Here is a 17,920-nt window from a genome sequence, read left to right on the forward strand (position 1 = left end):
TCCCCTTACCGCATGCGGATGGAGAAGTTGGTTTCAGCCACCGCATCGCTGCTGAACCAGCGACAGGTAATGGTCTTGGTCTCGGTGTAGAACTTCACCGCCTGCTTGCCGTAGGCGTGCTGGTCACCGTAGAAGGAGCCTTTCCAGCCAGTGAAGGAGAAGAACGGCAGGGGCACCGGAATGGGCACGTTGATACCCACCTGACCCACTTCGATCTCATGCTGATAGCGACGTGCTGCACCACCGGAGCTGGTGAAGATGGAAGTACCGTTACCGTAAGGACTGTCGTTTACCAGGTTGATGGCATCTTCCAGGGTGTCCACTTCCATGCAGGCCAGAACCGGGCCAAAGATCTCTTCCTTGTAGACATCCATCTCCGGCTTGACCCCGGCGAACAGCGTCGGCCCTACCCAGTTGCCGTCAGGCAGACCATCAACGGTGCAGTTGCGGCCATCCAGCAGCAGCTTGGCGCCTTCTTCCTCACCGCGGGTAATCAGCGATTCCACGCGCTGCTTCGCCTGCTTGCTGATAATCGGCCCATAATTGGCTCCCTTGTCGTTCCAGGCACCGGGTCTGACCGCAGCCAGGGCTTCCTTCACTTCCGGAATCCACTCCTGGGCCTCGCCCACGAACACGGCCACGGAAATCGCCATGCAACGCTGGCCGGCAGCACCAACCGATGCGCCTACCAGAGCTTTGACCACCTGATTCTTGTCCGCGTCCGGCAAGATCACCATGTGGTTCTTGGCGCCGGCGAAACTCTGTACACGCTTCATGTTACGGGTGCCGGTTTCGTAGATGTAACGGCCCACCGGTACGGAGCCAACGAAGGACACAGCCTTGATGGCCGGATCGGTCAGCAGCACGTCTACCTGTTCTTTACCGCCGTGGACAACCTGCAACACACCCTTGGGGGCGCCTGCTTCTTCAAACAGCTCCGCCAGACGCATCGGGGTCAGCGGGTCCTGCTCGGACGGCTTGAGAATGAAGGTGTTACCGGAGGCAATGGCCATCGGGAACATCCACAGCGGGATCATGGCCGGGAAGTTGAACGGCGTGATACCGGCACAGACACCCAGCGGCTGGGTGTAGGAATAGGTGTCGATCTCGCGGGCGACGTTCTCAACGGTTTCACCCATCATCAGCGAGGGGATGTTGGCTGCGTGCTCCACAACCTCGATACCACGCCATACGTCGCCTTTGGCATCCTCGAAGGTTTTGCCGGTTTCGCTGGACAGGATCTCGGCGATTTCATCATGGTGTTCTTTCAGCAGGGCCTGGTAACGCATCATCACCCGGGCGCGCTCGGAGACCGGGACCTCTTTCCAGGTCTTGAACACTTCGCCTGCGTTGTCGATAGCGCGACGCATCTCGGCGTCGGTGGTGCAGGGTGCACGGGCAATCACTTCATTGGTAGCTGGGTCAGTAACGTCAATCCACTGCTCAGTCTGGCTTTGGACGAACTCACCACCGATATAAAGGGGTACGTTTTTCATAGCAATATTCCCTGTCATTGTTGTAGGTCTTTGGGCCTGTGCCCTATGGTTGTCATCGATCCTAGCACAGCCTTCTGCCGCTTAATGATTGACTAAGTTTCGACCATGATGGACTATCTTTCGAATCCATCATGAAACAGGCGCCTACGATGACCAAAACATCACAGTGGCCCGTACCGCCGGACAGCATTCGTTATGTCATCCCTGACCCGGTCATACGCGGCCTGTCACGACATCCGCTGACCCGCGACCTGTACCCGCTCGCCTTCGGTCACTATCGCCGCGCCGCAGGCCACCACATGCACCGGGAGCACCACAATGACGATCTTTTGATCCATTGCACGGAGGGGGAAGCCTACCTGAATGTCGAAGACGAACCCTGCCTGATACGGGCGGGCGACCTGGTGCTGATACCGGCCGGCGCCGCCCACCGATACACCGCCGCACCGGAGAACCCATGGACAATTCATTGGGTGCACTATGCAGGCCCATTGGCGGAACACTTTCGGGAACACATGGGATTTACCGACGGCATCCGCGTTCAGCACATCGGTCGGCAACCCCGATTGCTGGTGGACTTCAACGGCCTGCTTTCGGTACGGCAGACCGGTTTCCGCACCCCCGGCCTGGTCCATGTGGCCAACCGGCTACGCCAGTTGCTGGCGGCCGTTCCGCTGAGCGTCGGCGAGGCCGGCCAGGCGCAGCAGCCAGACCTGGACATCATTCATAACTTCATGCGCGAGCATCTGGATGAGCGCATCACGCTCAATCAACTGGCGGACCTGACGGGGCTCTCACCCGCACACTTTGCCACCCGCTACCGGGCCCTGACCGGCGTCTCCCCGATCCAGCATTTCCTGCACCTGAAAGTGGAACAGGCCTGCCAGTTACTGGACACCACGGACCACTCCTTTACCCAGATCAGTAGCCTTCTGGGCTATGACGACAACTATTATTTTTCGCGACTGTTCAAGAAGGTCATGGGCCAGTCCCCCACCGACTACCGCCACACCCATCGTCATTAACCCTTGATGATATTCCTTTCATAAAAGGAACTTGCGGTTGAAAAACTGACTCACACCCGGAGTTACTGCGTACAGGTTTGAACATTTACCGACTAAGAAGGAACACGGACCATGGCGACTGCAAAAGGCTACGCAGCTGAATCAGCCGACTCAAAGCTGGCCCCCATCAGCTTCGAACGGCGCGAACCGCGCCCGGACGATGTCTCCATTGAGATTGACTACTGCGGGGTCTGCCACACCGATATCCACTTCGCCCAGAACGATTGGGGCGTCACGCAGTTTCCGGTAATTCCCGGCCACGAGATCATTGGCCGTGTCACTGCTGTTGGCTCCGACGTGACAGACTATAAGGTGGGCGATACGGTCGGCGTAGGCTGCATGGTGGATTCCTGCCGTAGCTGTTCCGCCTGCGAATCCGGCCTCGAACAGTATTGCCTGGAAGGCATGACCGCCACCTACAATGGCGAGGACCGTTATGACGGCTCCATCACCTACGGCGGTTATTCCGACCGGGTTGTGGTCAGCGAGCGCTTTGTGGTGAAAGTCCCGGAAAAGCTGGACCCAGCCTCCGCCGCCCCCATTCTCTGCGCAGGCATTACCACCTACTCCCCACTACGCCACTACGGCGTTCGACCTGGCGACAAAGTGGGCGTTATCGGCATGGGCGGCCTCGGCCATATGGGCGTGAAATTCGCCAAGGCCCTGGGCGCGGAGGTCACCATCTTCACTCGCTCCGAAAGCAAGGTGGCCGAGGCGAAGAAACAGGGCGCCGACCATGTTGTCGTCTCCACCGACGACAGCCAGATGGAAGCGGCCGCCGAATCCTTCGATTTCATGCTGGATACCGTGCCGGTACAGCATGACCTGAATCCGTACCTGAACTGCCTGACGTTCGACGGCACCCACATCCTCGTGGGCTTACTGGAACCGGTCGATCCGCCCCTGGAAGCCGGCGGCCTGGTATTCAAGCGCCGCGTGCTGGCAGGCTCTCTCATCGGCGGTATGCCCGAAACCCAGGAAGTGCTGGATTTCTGCGCCGATCACGGCATCACCTGTGACGTGGAAATGCTCGACATCAAAAACATCAACGAAGCCTACGAGCGCATGAAGAAAGGCGATGTGAAGTACCGTTTCGTGATCGACATGAAGACACTGAAAGCCGCATAACCAAACGGCCAGCCGCCAGCCACGCTCTGCCGGCGCTGGCGGCTGCGGCTGCTCCCTGTTAGCTTATGCACTAAGAAACGACACACAAAGCTTACTGATCGTAACGTCCCTGGGGGCGTACTCTGTGAAACTGCGAAAATCCGTCACCAGGGATGACTATGGGATTTACCGTTCACCTGCCGACTTTGCTGCTGCTTTCTGTCGCGATCAATCTATTGATCGGTGGGTTATTGTGGGCCATTTTCCGGCTGCGTTCCCGCCAGCATTGTTTCCGGTTGTGGGCACTGGCGTGTATGACCTTCGCGGTGGGTACCCTGTTCGCAGGTACACGCGCCTTTATCGATACGCCCTGGATCACCGTGTTCCTGGCTCACCTGTTTCTCGGCCTTTCCCCGTTGCTGGTATTGGCGGGCCTGCAGCGCTTCTCCGGCAGTGCATCGCGTAAAACCCGCCGCTCCCGCCATGCTCTGCGCTTATCCGCGGCCTGTTATCTGCTGATCCTGCTGCTCACCTTCCAAGGCGATCCGCTGAATGCCCGCCTGCTAACAGCCCTGTTCTCGGCCGCCATTTTCATTTTTGCGGTCTACACCCTGTCGAAACTGGATACCACACCGTCACTGCCCGTCAGGATTCTGAAAGTGCTGTTTACCATGCATGGGGTACTGATGATGTCCCAGGCACTGGTGATCGGCATGGACTGGCTTGGCCTGAACCAGGCCAATACCGGTTTCGTGCTGCAGTTAATCCTCGTCAACCATATTCTGCTGGCTACCGCGACGACCCTGGCACTGCCATTGCTGGCCTTTACCCATTCCGAACAGCGCCTGAGAGTGATGGCGGAGCGCGACGGCCTGACCGGGCTATACAACCGCCGCTCCCTGTTCCGGGAAGGCATCCGGGCCTTTGACCAGGCGACACAGTCCCAGACGCAGTTGGCCGTACTGATGTTGGACCTGGATCACTTCAAACAAGTCAACGACCGCTGGGGACATGCAGCCGGAGATGACGCCCTCCGCCTGGTCGCACGCACGCTGAAAAACGAACTCAGGGATGACGACATCATTGGCCGTGTCGGGGGAGAAGAGTTTGCGATGGTGCTTCGCATCACCGGTGATGACGACGTGCGCATCATCACCCGCCGTCTGCTGGACACCATCGCCACCAACGGCCAGGAAATAGACGGGTTGCCACTGTACATCTCCGCCAGCATAGGAGGTGTTGAAAAAGCCGGCCATCACAAAACCTTCGCAGATATGATGATCGAAGCCGACGCGGCGCTATACAATGCCAAGGACAAGGGCCGGAACCGGGCAGAATTCGGAAGACTGACGCCGGAGACAAGCGTTAGCTGAAACGGCCCGACAACAATAATTCGTTGGAGGCCATGTGACACCCCCATCCGTATACTCTCAAGCCAGCGGTCATGTGCTGACCATTGTTCTCGCCCGCCCGGAGAAACGAAACGCCGTCGACCGCGAAACTGCCAACGCCCTGCGCCAGGCGTTCACCGACTTTGAGGCTGATGACACCCTCAAGGTGGCTGTGCTCTGGGGCGAGGGTGGCAATTTTTGCGCCGGCGCCGATCTGGAAGCCGTCGGCGATCCGGAGCGCCGCAACGAGATCGAGCCAACCGGAACAGCCCACGGTCCAATGGGCCCTTCCCGCATGTCATTGTCGAAGCCGGTGATCGCTGCCGTATCCGGCTACGCCGTGGCCGGGGGACTGGAGCTGGCACTGATGTGTGACCTGCGAGTCGTAGAGGAATCCGCCACCTTCGGCGTGTTCTGCCGCCGCTGGGGGGTACCGCTGATCGATGGAGGCACCGTGCGCCTGCCACGCATTGTTGGCCACGGCAACGCCATGGATATGATTCTGACCGGTCGACCGGTCAATGCGGAAGAAGCCAAGGCGATGGGGCTTGCAAATCGGGTGGTGCCTGATGGACAGGCGCGATACGCAGCAGAAGCTCTTGCCGCCGACATTGCAGCGTTCCCGCAGAAGTGCCTGCGCGCCGACCGACACTCCGCCATTCACCAGTGGGACCTGGAACTGTCCGAAGCCTTGGCGGCGGAAGGCGCTGGCGGCTATCCTGTGGTGTTCAAGGAAGCCATCGAGGGCGCCGGCCGGTTTTCCGCTGGTGCCGGACGCCATGGTGTTTTTTATAGTCCCGACGAACCCGGCGAGCCATCATGAGACTGGTCTGCATATCCGATACCCACAGCATGCACCGCCAGGTGGTGGTGCCCGATGGCGACGTGCTGATCCACGCCGGCGACTGCCTGGGAGTGGGCACCCTTGAGGAACTCGAGGACCTGGACAACTGGTTTTCCGAACAGCCCCACCGCCACAAGATCCTGATTGCCGGCAACCACGACTGGTGCCTGCAGGATGAGCCTGCAGACGCCGAAGCACTGATCAGGAACGCCGTTTACCTTCGGGACAGAAGCATCGACATCGAAGGACTGAAATTCTGGGGCAGCCCCTGGACACCGATCTTTTTCGACTGGGCATTCAACCTCGAGCGTGGAGCGCCCATTGCGGAGCGCTGGGCACAGATACCGTCAGACACTGACGTTCTTATCACCCATGGTCCGCCAGCAGGCATCCTCGATAAGGTGAACGAGTCACTGGCGGTAGGCTGTAGCGATCTGGCCAGGGAGCTGGAACGGCTTACGCTCAAACTCCACATCTTCGGGCATATCCACGAAAGCTATGGCCAGCAAATGCTGAATGACTGCCTGCATGTCAACGCCAGCACCTGCACCGGCCAGTTCAAGCCGCTGAACCCACCGATTGTCGTGGATATCTGACGCCCAGCCATGCCCCTCGCATCAGACCAGCAGACTCACATTCCCGGCACCGCGGACCTGGACAATCCGCTGTACTATCTTGAGAACTTCGAGACAGTGGTGCGCTGGGTCCGGCGTTTTCACAGCGATCTGCTGACCGCCGATGAAATCGGAAAGGTAGATGGCCTGCTGAGCTTGGATCAGCCGGCAAGGGCACTGCTGGCTCGTATGGTCATGCGCACCGGCGACCTGTTCCGGGTGGAGAAGTTCAACTACCCGGAGATCGGTGTACCGGTGAATGACGCCGTGAGCGCGCTCGCCACCAAAGGCTGGATTGAGGACAATCCGAGCGTTCCCCTTGCCGAGCTGTTTCGCCTGTTCACGCTCGGCGAGCTTCGCACTGCCCTCGCTAACCAGATCTCAGCGGCCGGCCTGCCAGCGACGGCCGCCAAGGGTCTTCTGAAAGACACCCTGATTCCACTGCATCCCGACATCGCTCCTGTGGACCTCTGGCTACCAGACGTCTCCACACAGGTAATCCGCCTGAACCACATGGCCCTGTTTGACCGACTGCGGCTGATGTTTTTCGGCAACCTGCGCCAGAGTTGGTCCGATTTCGTACTGGTGGAGCTGGGCCACCAGCAGTATGAACAGGTACCGCTTTCTGCCGAGTCCCGGGCTTTTGACAAACGTGACGACGTGGATCGTTATCTGGTGATGCACCACTGCCGGGAACGCCTGGATCAGGGCGAGGCACCAGAAACGGTATGGCAGGACATCCCCACGGCCAATGAGAATGCCTGGTTGGAAAGCCGGCGCGGCCGCTTGCTGTTCGAACTGGGCAAGCTGGCGGAGCGCGGCGGTAACACCGAGCTGGCGTTGAAGGCCTATCGCCTCAGTGGGCACCGCGAATCACGGCTGCGCCAGCTACGCCTTCTGGAACGGCTGAAGCAACACCACGAGGCCTGGAAGATTGCCCAGGCCGCCACCGACGAACCCAGGTTTGGCGCCGAGGAACGCGGACTCGAACGCATCCTGACGCGGTTGGCGAAGAAACTGGGAGAGGCGCTACCCCAGCAAAGCGAACGCCCGCAACTGACGGCGTTCACCCTGGAACTGGACAATCCGGACGGCCACTCGGTGGAGTGGGCGGCCATGCAACACCTGAGCGAACCCGACACCCCCGTTGCCTATGTGGAAAACACCCTCATCAATGGCCTGTTTGGCCTGCTCTGCTGGCCCGCCCTGTTCGAACCTTTGCCCGGCGCATTCTTCCATCCCTTTCACACCGGGCCGGTGGACCTGTACCGGGAGGATTTTGTAGAACGTCGTCAGGCACTGTTTGACGACTGCCTCGGCACGCTGGCCTCTGACAATTACAAAACCCGAATCCGCGATACCTGGCAGGGAAAACAGGGCATCGCGTCGCCGTTTGTGATCTGGCCAATACTCTCGGAGGAATTGCTTGAAATGGCGCTGACGTGCATCCCGGCCCAACACCTGGAGCGGATGTTCCGGCGCCTGCTGGGCAACCTGCGCGAACACCGCAGCGGCTTTCCTGACCTGATCCGCTTTCGGCCCGACCACAACGATCCAAACCGGCGCTATGAAATGATCGAGGTCAAAGGCCCTGGCGACCGCCTGCAGGATCATCAGACCCGATGGCTTGAGTTCTGCGTTGACCACGGCATTCCCGTCTCCGTCTGCTATGTGCGCTGGACCGACCGATGACCGACCTCAACGTCGCGGTACGAACGCTGTGTGAATTCGCCGCCCGCAAGGGCGATCTGGACCTGCGCTACACCCCGGCGCCCACGTCGGAAGAAGGCATTGCCGGCCACGGTGCGGTGCAGGCCCGTCGCGGCCCGAGGTATCAAAGCGAAGTGGCCCTGGCCGGCCAATGCGGCAAACTGATGGTCAGTGGGCGGGCCGACGGTTACGACCCGATCGCCGGCCGACTGGAGGAAATCAAGACCCACCGCGGTGACCTGTCCCGGGTACGGGAAGCCCAGCGCAATCTACACCGTGCACAATTGCGGGCCTACGGAGCGTTACTGTGTCGACAGGAAAAGTTGAGCCAGATCGATCTCGCCCTGATCTACTACGATGTCGGCAAGGACAAGGAAACCCCCATCACCGAAACGGCCTTCGCGGAGGAATTGTGGCAGGAGCTGGAACATCTCTGTGAACACTACAGCGATTGGGCTGAACAGGAAGCCAATCACCGGCATGAAAGGGATCTGGCGCTAAAAAACCTGGCCTTTCCCTTCCCGGACTTCCGACCTCAGCAGCGCGCCCTGGCGGAAACCGTCTACAGGAACAGCGTCCGTCAACAGACATTGTTGCTGGAAGCACCCACCGGCCTTGGCAAGACACTTGGCACCCTTTTCCCGGCCCTGATGGCGATGCCCACGGCCAGACAGGACCGCCTGTTCTACCTGACCAGCCGCAATACCGCCCGGCAACTGGCCGTCGATGCCGTTCACCTGTTGCGGGAAAAGCAACCCGGCCCGTTGCCCCTGCGAACCCTGGAACTGGTGGCCAAGGATCATGCCTGCGAGCACCCGGACAAGGCGTGCCATGGGGACGCCTGCCCGCTGGCGAAGGGCTTCTTCGACCGGTTGCCGGCGGCCCGTAAGGACGCCGCCAATCACAGCGGCGCCCTGACCCAGATGGTACTGGCGGACATTGCCCGCCAGCACGGTATCTGCCCCTATTTTCTGGCGCAGGAAATGGCCCGCTGGTGCGATGTGGTGGTGGCCGATGTAAACCGGATGTTCGACCAGTCCGCCCTGCTCCATGCCCTGGTTCGGCAGAACGACTGGAAAGCCAGCCTGCTGGTCGACGAGGCTCACAACCTGGTGGACCGCGCCCGCGGCATGTACTCCGTGGAGCTGAGCCAGGCACATCTGCTGCGGGTTCGGAAACAGTCGCCCAAGGCTTTGAAATCAAAACTCGATGGCGTGTCTCGGGCGTGGCAATCGGTGATCCGCGACCATTGCCCCGACATCAGCCGTGAGCCGGTGATACTGGACAATCTTCCGGGTTCACTGACCGGCGCTCTGAATCGACTGGTCTCCGCCATTACCGACTACCTGGCGGACCATCCGCCGGACCTTGTCCTGCAGGAACTGTTGTTCGAAAGCCTGGCCTTCACCAAACTGGCGGAGGTGTTTGGCGATCATTCCCTGTGCGAGCTGATCAGGCCGGCGAGGGGAAAGGCCAGACTCACCATCCAGAACCTGATCCCGGCGGACTTCCTGGCCCCGCGCTTCGAAGCCGCCGACAGCACGCTGATGTTTTCCGCGACCCTGTCGCCTGGTGTCTATTACCGGGACCTGCTGGGCATGCCGGAGGACACCTGCTTCCGCTCCCTGCCGGGCCCCTTTACCCGCGACCAGCTTGAGGTGAATTTCACCCCGGACATCAGCACCCGGCGGCCGGACCGGGAACGCTCGCTGACGCCCATCGCGGAACTGATCCACCGGCAATACCAGCAGCGGCCCGGCAACTACCTGGCGTTTTTCAGCAGCTTTTCCTATCTCAACCGGGTACAAGAGACTCTTCTGCAACAGGCGCCCGACCTGCCGCTTCGAGCCCAGCGCCCCGGCATGTCCGCAGAGGAGCGCACGGCGTTTCTCAAGGCCTTCCATGAGGACAATACCGGCGTCGCCCTGGCCGTACTCGGGGGCGTGTTCAGTGAGGGCATCGACCTGCCCGGCGACCGCCTCATCGGCGCTTTCGTGGCAACGCTCGGCCTGCCGCCCTTCGACAATTGGCATGAAATTCTGCGCCAGCGGCTCGAGCAACGCTTCGGTGCCGGCCACGCCTATACCTACCTGATTCCCGGCCTGCAGAAAGTCGCCCAGGCCGCCGGCCGGGTTATCCGAACGCCGGAGGACACCGGCGTGATCTGGCTGATCGATGACCGCTTCCTGCAACCGCAGATCCGCAACCTGCTGCCAGCCTGGTGGGCCTAGGTCGGTTCCACGGCAGGCTTCCCCTGGCACATCATCAAGCCAATGGTCAGCAGGCAAAAGGCGGCGCCAGCGTAAAACGTAAGCGCGGGGCCAGCCCAGGTCCATAGCAGTCCCGCAACCGCACTGGCCAGAAACAGGGCAACACCGCCAACCAGATTGAAAAAGCCAAACGCTGTGCCTCGCAGCGCTTTCGGTGCAGTGTGAGCAACCATCGTCGCGAGCAGCCCCTGTGTCATCCCCATGTGCAGACCCCAGATAACAGAGCCGACAAGCGTCCAAAGCCAGTGGTTACCCAGCGCCAGCACCAAGTCCGCTATGAGCAATACCACCAGCCCCATTATCAATAACTGCCGATGGTCCATACGATCAGACAGCTTGCCAAACGGGTAGGCCGACAAAGAATAGGCAATGTTCATGACCACCAGAATGACGGGCAGCCAGGCGACGCCTAGTCCACCGTCTTCGGCACGCAACAACAGGAAAGCTTCGCTGAACCGCGCCAGGGTAAACACGGCACCAATTGCCACCACAGCCCAGTAGGCACGGCTCAGCCGCCTCAAACTCGCACGGCTTATGGGATTGGTACGCCTTTCGGTAATGGGCTTTTCCGGTTCGCGAATACCAACCACCAACAACAACACTGCCAACGCCGCGGGTACCACCGCCACCCAGAACACCGCCTGGTAATCATTCTGCCAAAGCAGCATTAGTCCGATCGCCATCAGCGGACCTATAAAAGCCCCTACGGTATCCAGGGATTGGCGCAGGCCATAGGCCGCCCCTCGTATTTCAGGGGCTGCGAGATCGGCCACCAATGCGTCGCGTGGTGCCCCCCTGATCCCCTTTCCCACACGATCAGTAAGCCGGGCTGCCAGAATCCACCCCAGCCCCGGGGCGAGGGCAAACACGGGCTTGGTCAATGCGCCCAGACCATACCCTATAACAGCCAACCCCTTGCGCTTACCGAGGTAGTCACTCAGCGCGCCCGAGAACACCTTGATGATAGGCGCTGTCGCTTCCGCCGCGCCTTCGATCAGCCCCACCATCAGAGCACTGGCGCCGAGAACGGAAACCAGATAGATCGGCAACAGACTGTGAATAATCTCCGATGAAATATCCATCAGCAGGCTGACAAAGCCGAGGATCCAGATGCCCGTGGGTAGCTGGCGTTTGGCAAGCGTGGATGTCGTCACATATGTTCCTTGATGATGCGAAGAAGCCTTTTCGAAAGCGGATAATTGTGCCTCAAATGCAAATGGATATCGATATCATTAATGACTGATTCATAAAACCAACATCCCCTCGTCACAGTCCTTTCCCAGACTGGAACAGGCGGCGCCGATCGCCCCCGACAACTTCAATGACCAATCAGGGAAAGAACCATGACGATAAAACAGTGTGCATTTGCTACCGCCATTGCCAGTGCCATCGCCACCTATGCCGGGCCGGTGGCCAGTGCGGAACCAGGCAACCCCGGCTTGCCGGATATGGCCTGTGGTAATCCCGCAAGCCTGATCTCCGACATTCAGGGCGCCGGTGACGTCAGCCCGCTTGACGATGAAAATCTGGTTGTGGAGGCCATCGTAACCGCCGCGTTCAACGGCGATGACGGTCTGGGTGGTTTTTACATTGAAGCCGCGGCGGACCAGCGCGATAGCAACCCCAGCACGTCAGAAGGTCTGTTTGTCTATGCGCCGGGCGAGAGCGTCACGGTCGGCCAGCGTCTGAGGATCGCCGGCGAGGTCACCGAATTCGGCAACCTGACCGAACTCACCAATGTGACGAACCTTGCCGACTGTGGCACGGCGCCACTTCCAGCCCCCATCAACATCACACTGCCCTGGGCCTCCGCCAATGCCCCGGAAGCCTTTGAGTCCATGCGCGTCCGCTTCAACGAGCCGCTAACCGTCAACGACAACTACGACCTGGGCCGTTTTGGCAGCCTGACCCTGGGAAGTGGCCGGCACTTCATTCCAACCAGCGTCGCAGAGCCTGGGGAAGACGCCGCGACTGTCGAAGAGCTCAATGCCCTGGACCGGCTGATCCTGGATGACGGCAGCAATCGCCAGAACCCGGCAATGGTGCCCTATCCATCACCAGAACTGAGTGCAACCGCCACCGTTCGCGCCGGTGACACCGTGAACGACCTGATCGGGGTGCTCGACTATCGGTTTTCCGAGTGGCGCCTGCAGCCGCTGTCAGCTCCCAGCTTCACTCAGAGCAACCCGCGCAACCCCAGCCCCGAACTGGAAGACAGCGGCAACCTGATCGTTGCCTCCTTCAACGTACTGAACTATTTCAACGGTGATGGCATGGGCGGTGGCTTCCCCACCGCACGCGGCGCCGATGATGCTGAAGAGCTGAGCCGTCAGACAGCCAAGCTGGTTAGTGCCATCAACGCGCTGAACGCCGACATCGTGGGCGTGATGGAAATTGAAAACGACGGCTACGGCGACAACAGCGCGATTGCGCAACTGGCAGACAGCCTCGGCGGCAACTGGTCCTACGTTGACCCGGGCCTGCCAAAGCTGGGCGGAGACGCCATCGCGGTGGGCTTCCTCTACAACGCCGACCGGGTGGAAACCGTTGGTGACGCAGCAACACTCGCCACCGCGCCGTTTGACGATCTGAACCGCCAGCCGCTGGCCCAGACTTTCCGCGCTACCGACAGCAACGATGCGGTGGTCATTGCCGTTAACCACTTCAAGTCCAAGGGCTGTGGCAGCGCCGACGGTGCCAACGCTGATCAGGGTGACGGACAGGGGTGCTGGAACCCGGCTCGCACCCAGGCCTCAAACGCACTGGTAAGCTGGCTGGCCTCAGACCCCACCGGTACTGGCGAGGAAGACGTACTGATCATCGGTGACCTGAATGCCTACGCCAAAGAAGACCCGATCCGCGCACTCGCCAACAACGGCTATACCGATCTGGTCGCTCAGGCGGATGGGGAAAGCGCATATTCCTACGTGTTCTTCGGCCAGGCCGGTTACCTCGACCACAGCCTTGCCAACACCTCACTGGCGCCGAAAGTGGCCGACACCGCGGTGTGGCACATTAACGCGGATGAGCCCCGAGCCCTCGACTACAACACCGACTTCAAGTCGCCGGAACAGCAGGCCAGCTTCTACGCCCCAGACAGTTATCGCGCCTCCGATCATGACCCGGTGATTATCGCCCTGAACATGGACTCCGCTTCGTTGTTCGACCGAGCCGACCTTAACGGCGATGGCCGCATCAACGGCCGCGACGTTGCCCGGTTCATCCTGGCACGCTTGTTCGGCAAGGCCTCCGTTGAGCACTATGACGTCAACATGGATGGGCAGGTTAACTTTCAGGATTTGAAGGCCATTCTGGAAGCAGCTCGCACGCGCTGACAACGAGCTGTACCCGTTAACGCCCGCCTCCGAGCGGGCGTTTCTTATTTCGGCAACAAAAGCATCACATCACTGACATCCGGGAAGCGGAACATGCGGGGGATAAATCAAACACAGGAGCAAGGAAATGATCCGTAAGTCAGCCTGGGTAGTACTCCCTCTCGTCGCACTGGTCGGTTGTGACAGCGACGATGACGACAACAGCAGCAACGATAACACCGCCAGCCCGCTGAGCCTGAACGTTCTCCACATCAACGATCACCACTCACACCTTGAAAGCGGCTCGCAGTCCCTGACCATCGCCGGGCAGGAAACCGAGTTCTCCGCCGGGGGCTTCCCCCGAGTTGCCGCCAAGATCGCCGAGCGTGAGATGGCCCTGGATAATGTGCTGAAACTGCACGCCGGCGATGCCATCACCGGCACTTTGTACTTCACCTCCTACGAAGGTGAAGCCGATGCCGAGCTGATGAACCTGGTGTGTTTCGACGCCTTTGCGCTGGGCAACCACGAGTTCGACCGTGGCGATGAAGGCCTGAAGAAGTTCCTGGATTTCCTCGCCAGCGGCAGTTGCCAGACGCCGGTTCTGGCAGCCAACGTAGTGCCCCAGGTTGGCACTCCCCTGGCCCCGACCGCTGTTGACGATTACATCAAACCCTATGTGGTGAAGGAGGTCGCCGGCCAGAAAGTGGGTATTGTCGGCATCGACATCGCCAACAAGACCCGGAACAGCTCCAGCCCGCTGGACACCACACAATTCCTGGACGAAACCGAGAGCGCCCAGGAAGCCATTAACGAATTGGAGGCCGATGGCGTCAACAAGATCATCCTGCTAACTCACTACCAGTACGAAAATGATCTGGTACTGGCCGGAGCCCTGTCCGGTGTGGACGTGATCATTGGCGGCGATTCCCACTCCCTGCTGGGTGACTTCGACGACTTCGGCCTGACGTCCTCCGGAGCCTATCCCACCGAGTTGACCAACGCCGACGGTGACAAGGTTTGTGTCGCGCAGGCCTGGCAGTATTCCCAGGTGGTGGGTGAACTCAATGTTCAATGGAACGCAGACGGCGTGGTGGAATCCTGTGTCGGTGTGCCTCACCTGCTATTGGGCGACGACATTGTCCGTGAAGACGGCGGTGGTAACGAATACACACCCGAAGGTGCGGAATTGCAGGCGATCATGGACGCCGTCGAATCTGCTCCGCAGTTGAGCATCGTCACCGAAGACGCCACCGTGGCAAACGCCCTGGCCAATTACACCCAGCAACTGGACACCTTCCGCAATGAGGTGGTGGGTACCGCAACCGAAGACCTCTGCCTGGAGCGCATTCCCGGCCAGGGCACCAGCAGTCTGCCCAGCTGTGCAGGCACGACAGGAGCGCATGGGGGTGACATCCCCAATGTGGTAGCCCAGGCCTTCCTGTTCCAGAGCAAGAATGCCGATGTGTCGATCCAGAACGCTGGCGGCGTACGCACGGACATTGAGGCCGGCGACATCACCATCGGCGACGGCTATACCCTGTTGCCGTTTGCCAATACCCTGGTCGATCTGACCATGACAGGCGCCGAAATCCGCCAGGTGCTGAACGAAGCTGTCGCCTTTGCCCATGCGCCCGATGGCTCCACCGGTGCCTACCCTTACGCCGCCGGCTTACGCTGGAACGTGGACATGAACCGCGCCGAGGGTGACCAACTGTACAACATCGAAGTGAAAGGCCGCGACGAGACCCAATGGCGCGCCCTCACCGATGGTGAAACCCTGAACGTGGTCACCAACAGTTTCACCGGTGGCGGACGGGACGGTTATGTGACCTTCGGCACCGTCACCGACGACGGCCGCTCGGAGGACACCTTCCTCGACTACGCCCAGTCCTTCGTGGACTACGTCAGCGAGCAGGGCACCATCAGCAAACCCGCGATGGATGACTACTCGACCCAGTCCTACACGCCACCAGCACCGTAACGGCAACCATCCCCTGGCCCGCTTCATAGCGGGCCGGTTTTTGTTATGCTGCCGGATAGTTCAAACCCGGAGCATTCAATGTCGCAGAATTCCAGCGCCCAATTCCCTGTCTATTCCCTTCTTGAGCTGGCCTCCGTTCGCGAAGGCGATTCCGTGGGGCAGACCCTGGCCAACAGCGTGGCCTACGCCCGCCATGCGGAAAGCCTGGGCTTTAACCGCTTCTGGCTGGCCGAGCATCACAACATGGAAGGCATCAGCAGTTCCGCAACGGCCGTACTGGTCGGGCACATTGCCGGTGCTACCGGCACTCTCCGGGTAGGGTCCGGGGGTATCATGCTGCCCAACCATCCGCCGCTGGTAATCGCCGAGCAGTTCGGCACCCTGGAAAGCCTCTATCCCGGCCGAATTGACCTTGGCCTGGGCCGAGCTCCGGGCACCGACCCCATAACCAGCCGGGCGCTGCGCCGGGACGGCCTCGGGGCAGAACAGTTCCCCGAGGATGTCGCGCGTCTGCAGTCTTTGCTGGGGCCACTCCAGCCGGGGCAGCCGGTCAAGGCCATTCCCGGCGCCGGCACCAATGTGCCCATCTGGCTGCTGGGTTCCAGCCTTTACAGCGCTCAGCTTGCCGCGATGCGGGGGCTACCCTACGCCTTTGCCGGCCACTTCGCGCCCCGGCTTTACCGCGAGGCGATCCAGACTTACCGGGACAACTTCCAGCCTTCGGATCAACTGGACAAACCCTATGTGATTCTGGCCGTTCCGGCCGTGCCAGCGGACACCGACGAGGAGGCCCAGTTCCTGGCTACCACCAGTTACCAGCGCATTCTTTCCCTGTTCCGAGGACAACCACTGTGGATGCGCCCCCCGGTCAAGTCCATGGAAGGTTTATGGAACAGCGGTGAGCAGGCAGGCGTGAAGGACTTCCTGTCGCTGCAGTTGCTGGGCAGTGAGGACACTCTCCGGGAGCAGCTGGAGCGACTATTGCAGACTGTGGACGTGGACGAACTGATGTTTACCGTGGATCTGTACGACCCCGAGAAACGGCGGCACGCGCTGGATATCCTGGCCGCCACCCGACACTGACCTCTTACCGGAGACAACCATGGCCACGCCCGAATTTCATGTTTTCCTGTCCCACGGCCTGGAAAGTGGCCCTGGAGGCACCAAAGTACAGGCGCTGAAAGCCGAAGCGGAAACCTTTCCCGGTGTAACCGCGATTGCCGTGGATCATCGCCGCACGAAAGATCCCGCCGAACGCCTCACACAGATGAGAGAAGCCATCTCCGAGGCGGGTGCCGACCCGGAAAGAACCATCCTGGCCGGGTCCAGCATGGGAGGCTGGGTGTGTGCTCGCACCAGTGCAGAAACACCGGTACTGGGGTGCTTCCTTCTGGCGCCGGCTTTGGCGATGTCGGCGTATCCGCAATCCAGCCCCCGGATTCAAGCCCGGCACACCCAGATCATTCACGGCTGGGACGACGATGTGGTACTGCCGATGCCGGTGATTGAGCTGGCACGGGAGCAGAAGCTGCCGTTGCTGGTACTTCCGGACGGACACCGCCTGGAAAACAGCCTGGCGCGGCTGGTGATCGAATTCAGGGGCTTCATGACCGACTGTCTGTCTGACGCCTGACGACCGGCGCCTTATTTCATCCGTGAGGCTTCGAACACTGCCAACTCTTCGCCGGCTTCACCCAACAACCGAAGCTCGATGCCTTCGAGATTGACACCAACGGTCTTCGCCAGGGCCGCGAACAGCAACTGTTCCGTCTGATTATCCGGGCAGGCCCTGCGAGTGCTGCTCATGGAATCAAACAGCAGGTTCTCACCCGTGACCTGATAGTTACCCATGTATTGATTGCAGCCACTGAAGCCACTTACCCGGCCGTCGTCCAGAAACAGAATGTGGGGTTTCTGGTCGGCGTTGGTTTCTGACACCGGTTCACCCCCGATGCTCAACAGCTGCCAATAGGTGTTGGTCAACGGCATCGCCACGATGTCATCGGCTGAACGGCTGGTAGCAGGTGACCCGACGCAACCGGCCAGGAAAAGCAGAGCAAACAGAATTGCCACATGCCCAGGTACCGACACGACTCCTCTCATGTGCTTTCTCCCTATAAGGGTTA

14 protein-coding genes are annotated in these 17,920 nt (G+C 60.3%); 11 read left to right on the top strand and 3 right to left on the bottom strand.

Annotation, left to right across the window (positions count from 1 at the left end; genetic code table 11):
- Nucleotides 1-5 precede the first annotated feature (5 nt).
- A complete protein-coding gene (locus B3M52_RS16880; protein WP_075195413.1) occupies nt 6-1,496 on the bottom strand; it encodes a CoA-acylating methylmalonate-semialdehyde dehydrogenase in 1,491 nt (496 codons plus the stop codon).
- Nucleotides 1,497-1,645: 149 nt separating this feature from the next.
- Here B3M52_RS16880 and B3M52_RS16885 point away from each other — a divergent pair, with 149 nt between their 5' ends.
- The 7 genes from B3M52_RS16885 (at nt 1,646) to B3M52_RS16915 (ending at nt 10,457) form a co-directional block, all read left to right on the top strand.
- On the top strand, nt 1,646-2,521 hold the full coding sequence (locus tag B3M52_RS16885; RefSeq protein ID WP_041333627.1) for an AraC family transcriptional regulator: 876 nt from the start codon (nt 1,646-1,648) through the stop codon (nt 2,519-2,521).
- A 111-nt stretch (nt 2,522-2,632) separates the two neighbouring features.
- Nucleotides 2,633-3,688 carry an NAD(P)-dependent alcohol dehydrogenase gene (locus tag B3M52_RS16890; protein ID WP_075195414.1) on the top strand — a complete coding sequence of 352 codons (1,056 nt, stop codon included), beginning with the start codon at nt 2,633-2,635 and terminating at the stop codon, nt 3,686-3,688.
- Between the two features lie 158 nt (nt 3,689-3,846).
- Entirely contained in the window at nt 3,847-5,040 is a 1,194-nt protein-coding gene (locus tag B3M52_RS16895) for a GGDEF domain-containing protein (RefSeq protein WP_075195415.1), read from the top strand.
- Nucleotides 5,041-5,074: 34 nt separating this feature from the next.
- The gene (locus B3M52_RS16900; RefSeq protein ID WP_075195416.1) at nt 5,075-5,881 is read left to right on the top strand and encodes a crotonase/enoyl-CoA hydratase family protein; all 807 of its coding nucleotides are present in this window, start codon (nt 5,075-5,077) and stop codon (nt 5,879-5,881) included.
- Nucleotides 5,878-6,498: a metallophosphatase domain-containing protein gene (locus tag B3M52_RS16905; protein WP_041333624.1), complete on the top strand. Its 621-nt coding sequence runs from the start codon at nt 5,878-5,880 to the stop codon at nt 6,496-6,498. Before B3M52_RS16900 ends, B3M52_RS16905 begins: the two co-directional genes overlap by 4 nt.
- Nucleotides 6,499-6,507: 9 nt before the next feature.
- Nucleotides 6,508-8,208, top strand: coding sequence for a VRR-NUC domain-containing protein (locus B3M52_RS16910; protein ID WP_075195417.1), 1,701 nt, complete (start codon nt 6,508-6,510; stop codon nt 8,206-8,208).
- Nucleotides 8,205-10,457 carry an ATP-dependent DNA helicase gene (locus B3M52_RS16915; RefSeq protein WP_075195418.1) on the top strand — a complete coding sequence of 751 codons (2,253 nt, stop codon included), beginning with the start codon at nt 8,205-8,207 and terminating at the stop codon, nt 10,455-10,457. Before B3M52_RS16910 ends, B3M52_RS16915 begins: the two co-directional genes overlap by 4 nt.
- On the opposite strand, the gene B3M52_RS16920 is transcribed toward B3M52_RS16915, so the two are convergent.
- Entirely contained in the window at nt 10,454-11,650 is a 1,197-nt protein-coding gene (locus B3M52_RS16920) for an MFS transporter (protein WP_075195419.1), read from the bottom strand. The genes B3M52_RS16915 and B3M52_RS16920 overlap by 4 nt on opposite strands.
- A gap of 189 nt (nt 11,651-11,839) precedes the next feature.
- Between B3M52_RS16920 and B3M52_RS16925 the strand changes: the two genes are divergently transcribed.
- From B3M52_RS16925 to B3M52_RS16940, 4 genes are all read left to right on the top strand, one after another.
- Nucleotides 11,840-13,831 carry an ExeM/NucH family extracellular endonuclease gene (locus B3M52_RS16925; protein WP_083637190.1) on the top strand — a complete coding sequence of 664 codons (1,992 nt, stop codon included), beginning with the start codon at nt 11,840-11,842 and terminating at the stop codon, nt 13,829-13,831.
- Nucleotides 13,832-13,958: 127 nt separating this feature from the next.
- Entirely contained in the window at nt 13,959-15,794 is a 1,836-nt protein-coding gene (nadN, locus tag B3M52_RS16930; protein ID WP_075195420.1) for an NAD nucleotidase, read from the top strand.
- A gap of 78 nt (nt 15,795-15,872) precedes the next feature.
- Nucleotides 15,873-16,877, top strand: coding sequence for an LLM class flavin-dependent oxidoreductase (locus B3M52_RS16935; protein WP_075195421.1), 1,005 nt, complete (start codon nt 15,873-15,875; stop codon nt 16,875-16,877).
- 19 nt (nt 16,878-16,896) lie between these two features.
- Nucleotides 16,897-17,427, top strand: coding sequence for a YqiA/YcfP family alpha/beta fold hydrolase (locus tag B3M52_RS16940; protein ID WP_075195422.1), 531 nt, complete (start codon nt 16,897-16,899; stop codon nt 17,425-17,427).
- Between the two features lie 11 nt (nt 17,428-17,438).
- On the opposite strand, the gene B3M52_RS16945 is transcribed toward B3M52_RS16940, so the two are convergent.
- On the bottom strand, nt 17,439-17,897 hold the full coding sequence (locus B3M52_RS16945; protein WP_075195423.1) for an META domain-containing protein: 459 nt from the start codon (nt 17,895-17,897) through the stop codon (nt 17,439-17,441).
- Nucleotides 17,898-17,920 lie beyond the last annotated feature (23 nt).

The sequence above is a fragment of the Marinobacter sp. UBA2688 genome (genome assembly GCF_002352785.1).
GTDB classification, from domain to species: Bacteria; Pseudomonadota; Gammaproteobacteria; order Pseudomonadales; family Oleiphilaceae; genus Marinobacter; species Marinobacter salarius.

Bases quoted from the DNA above. Each gene is read 5' to 3' on its own strand.
- B3M52_RS16880 (WP_075195413.1), bottom strand. From the start codon at position 1,496: ATGAAAAACGTACCCCTTTATATCGGTGGTGAGTTCGTCCAAAGCCAG.
- B3M52_RS16885 (WP_041333627.1), top strand. From the start codon at position 1,646: ATGACCAAAACATCACAGTGGCCCGTACCGCCGGACAGCATTCGTTAT.
- B3M52_RS16890 (WP_075195414.1), top strand. From the start codon at position 2,633: ATGGCGACTGCAAAAGGCTACGCAGCTGAATCAGCCGACTCAAAGCTG.
- B3M52_RS16895 (WP_075195415.1), top strand. From the start codon at position 3,847: ATGGGATTTACCGTTCACCTGCCGACTTTGCTGCTGCTTTCTGTCGCG.
- B3M52_RS16905 (WP_041333624.1), top strand. From the start codon at position 5,878: ATGAGACTGGTCTGCATATCCGATACCCACAGCATGCACCGCCAGGTG.
- B3M52_RS16910 (WP_075195417.1), top strand. From the start codon at position 6,508: ATGCCCCTCGCATCAGACCAGCAGACTCACATTCCCGGCACCGCGGAC.
- B3M52_RS16915 (WP_075195418.1), top strand. From the start codon at position 8,205: ATGACCGACCTCAACGTCGCGGTACGAACGCTGTGTGAATTCGCCGCC.
- B3M52_RS16925 (WP_083637190.1), top strand. From the start codon at position 11,840: ATGACGATAAAACAGTGTGCATTTGCTACCGCCATTGCCAGTGCCATC.
- nadN (WP_075195420.1), top strand. From the start codon at position 13,959: ATGATCCGTAAGTCAGCCTGGGTAGTACTCCCTCTCGTCGCACTGGTC.
- B3M52_RS16935 (WP_075195421.1), top strand. From the start codon at position 15,873: ATGTCGCAGAATTCCAGCGCCCAATTCCCTGTCTATTCCCTTCTTGAG.
- B3M52_RS16940 (WP_075195422.1), top strand. From the start codon at position 16,897: ATGGCCACGCCCGAATTTCATGTTTTCCTGTCCCACGGCCTGGAAAGT.
- B3M52_RS16945 (WP_075195423.1), bottom strand. From the start codon at position 17,897: ATGAGAGGAGTCGTGTCGGTACCTGGGCATGTGGCAATTCTGTTTGCT.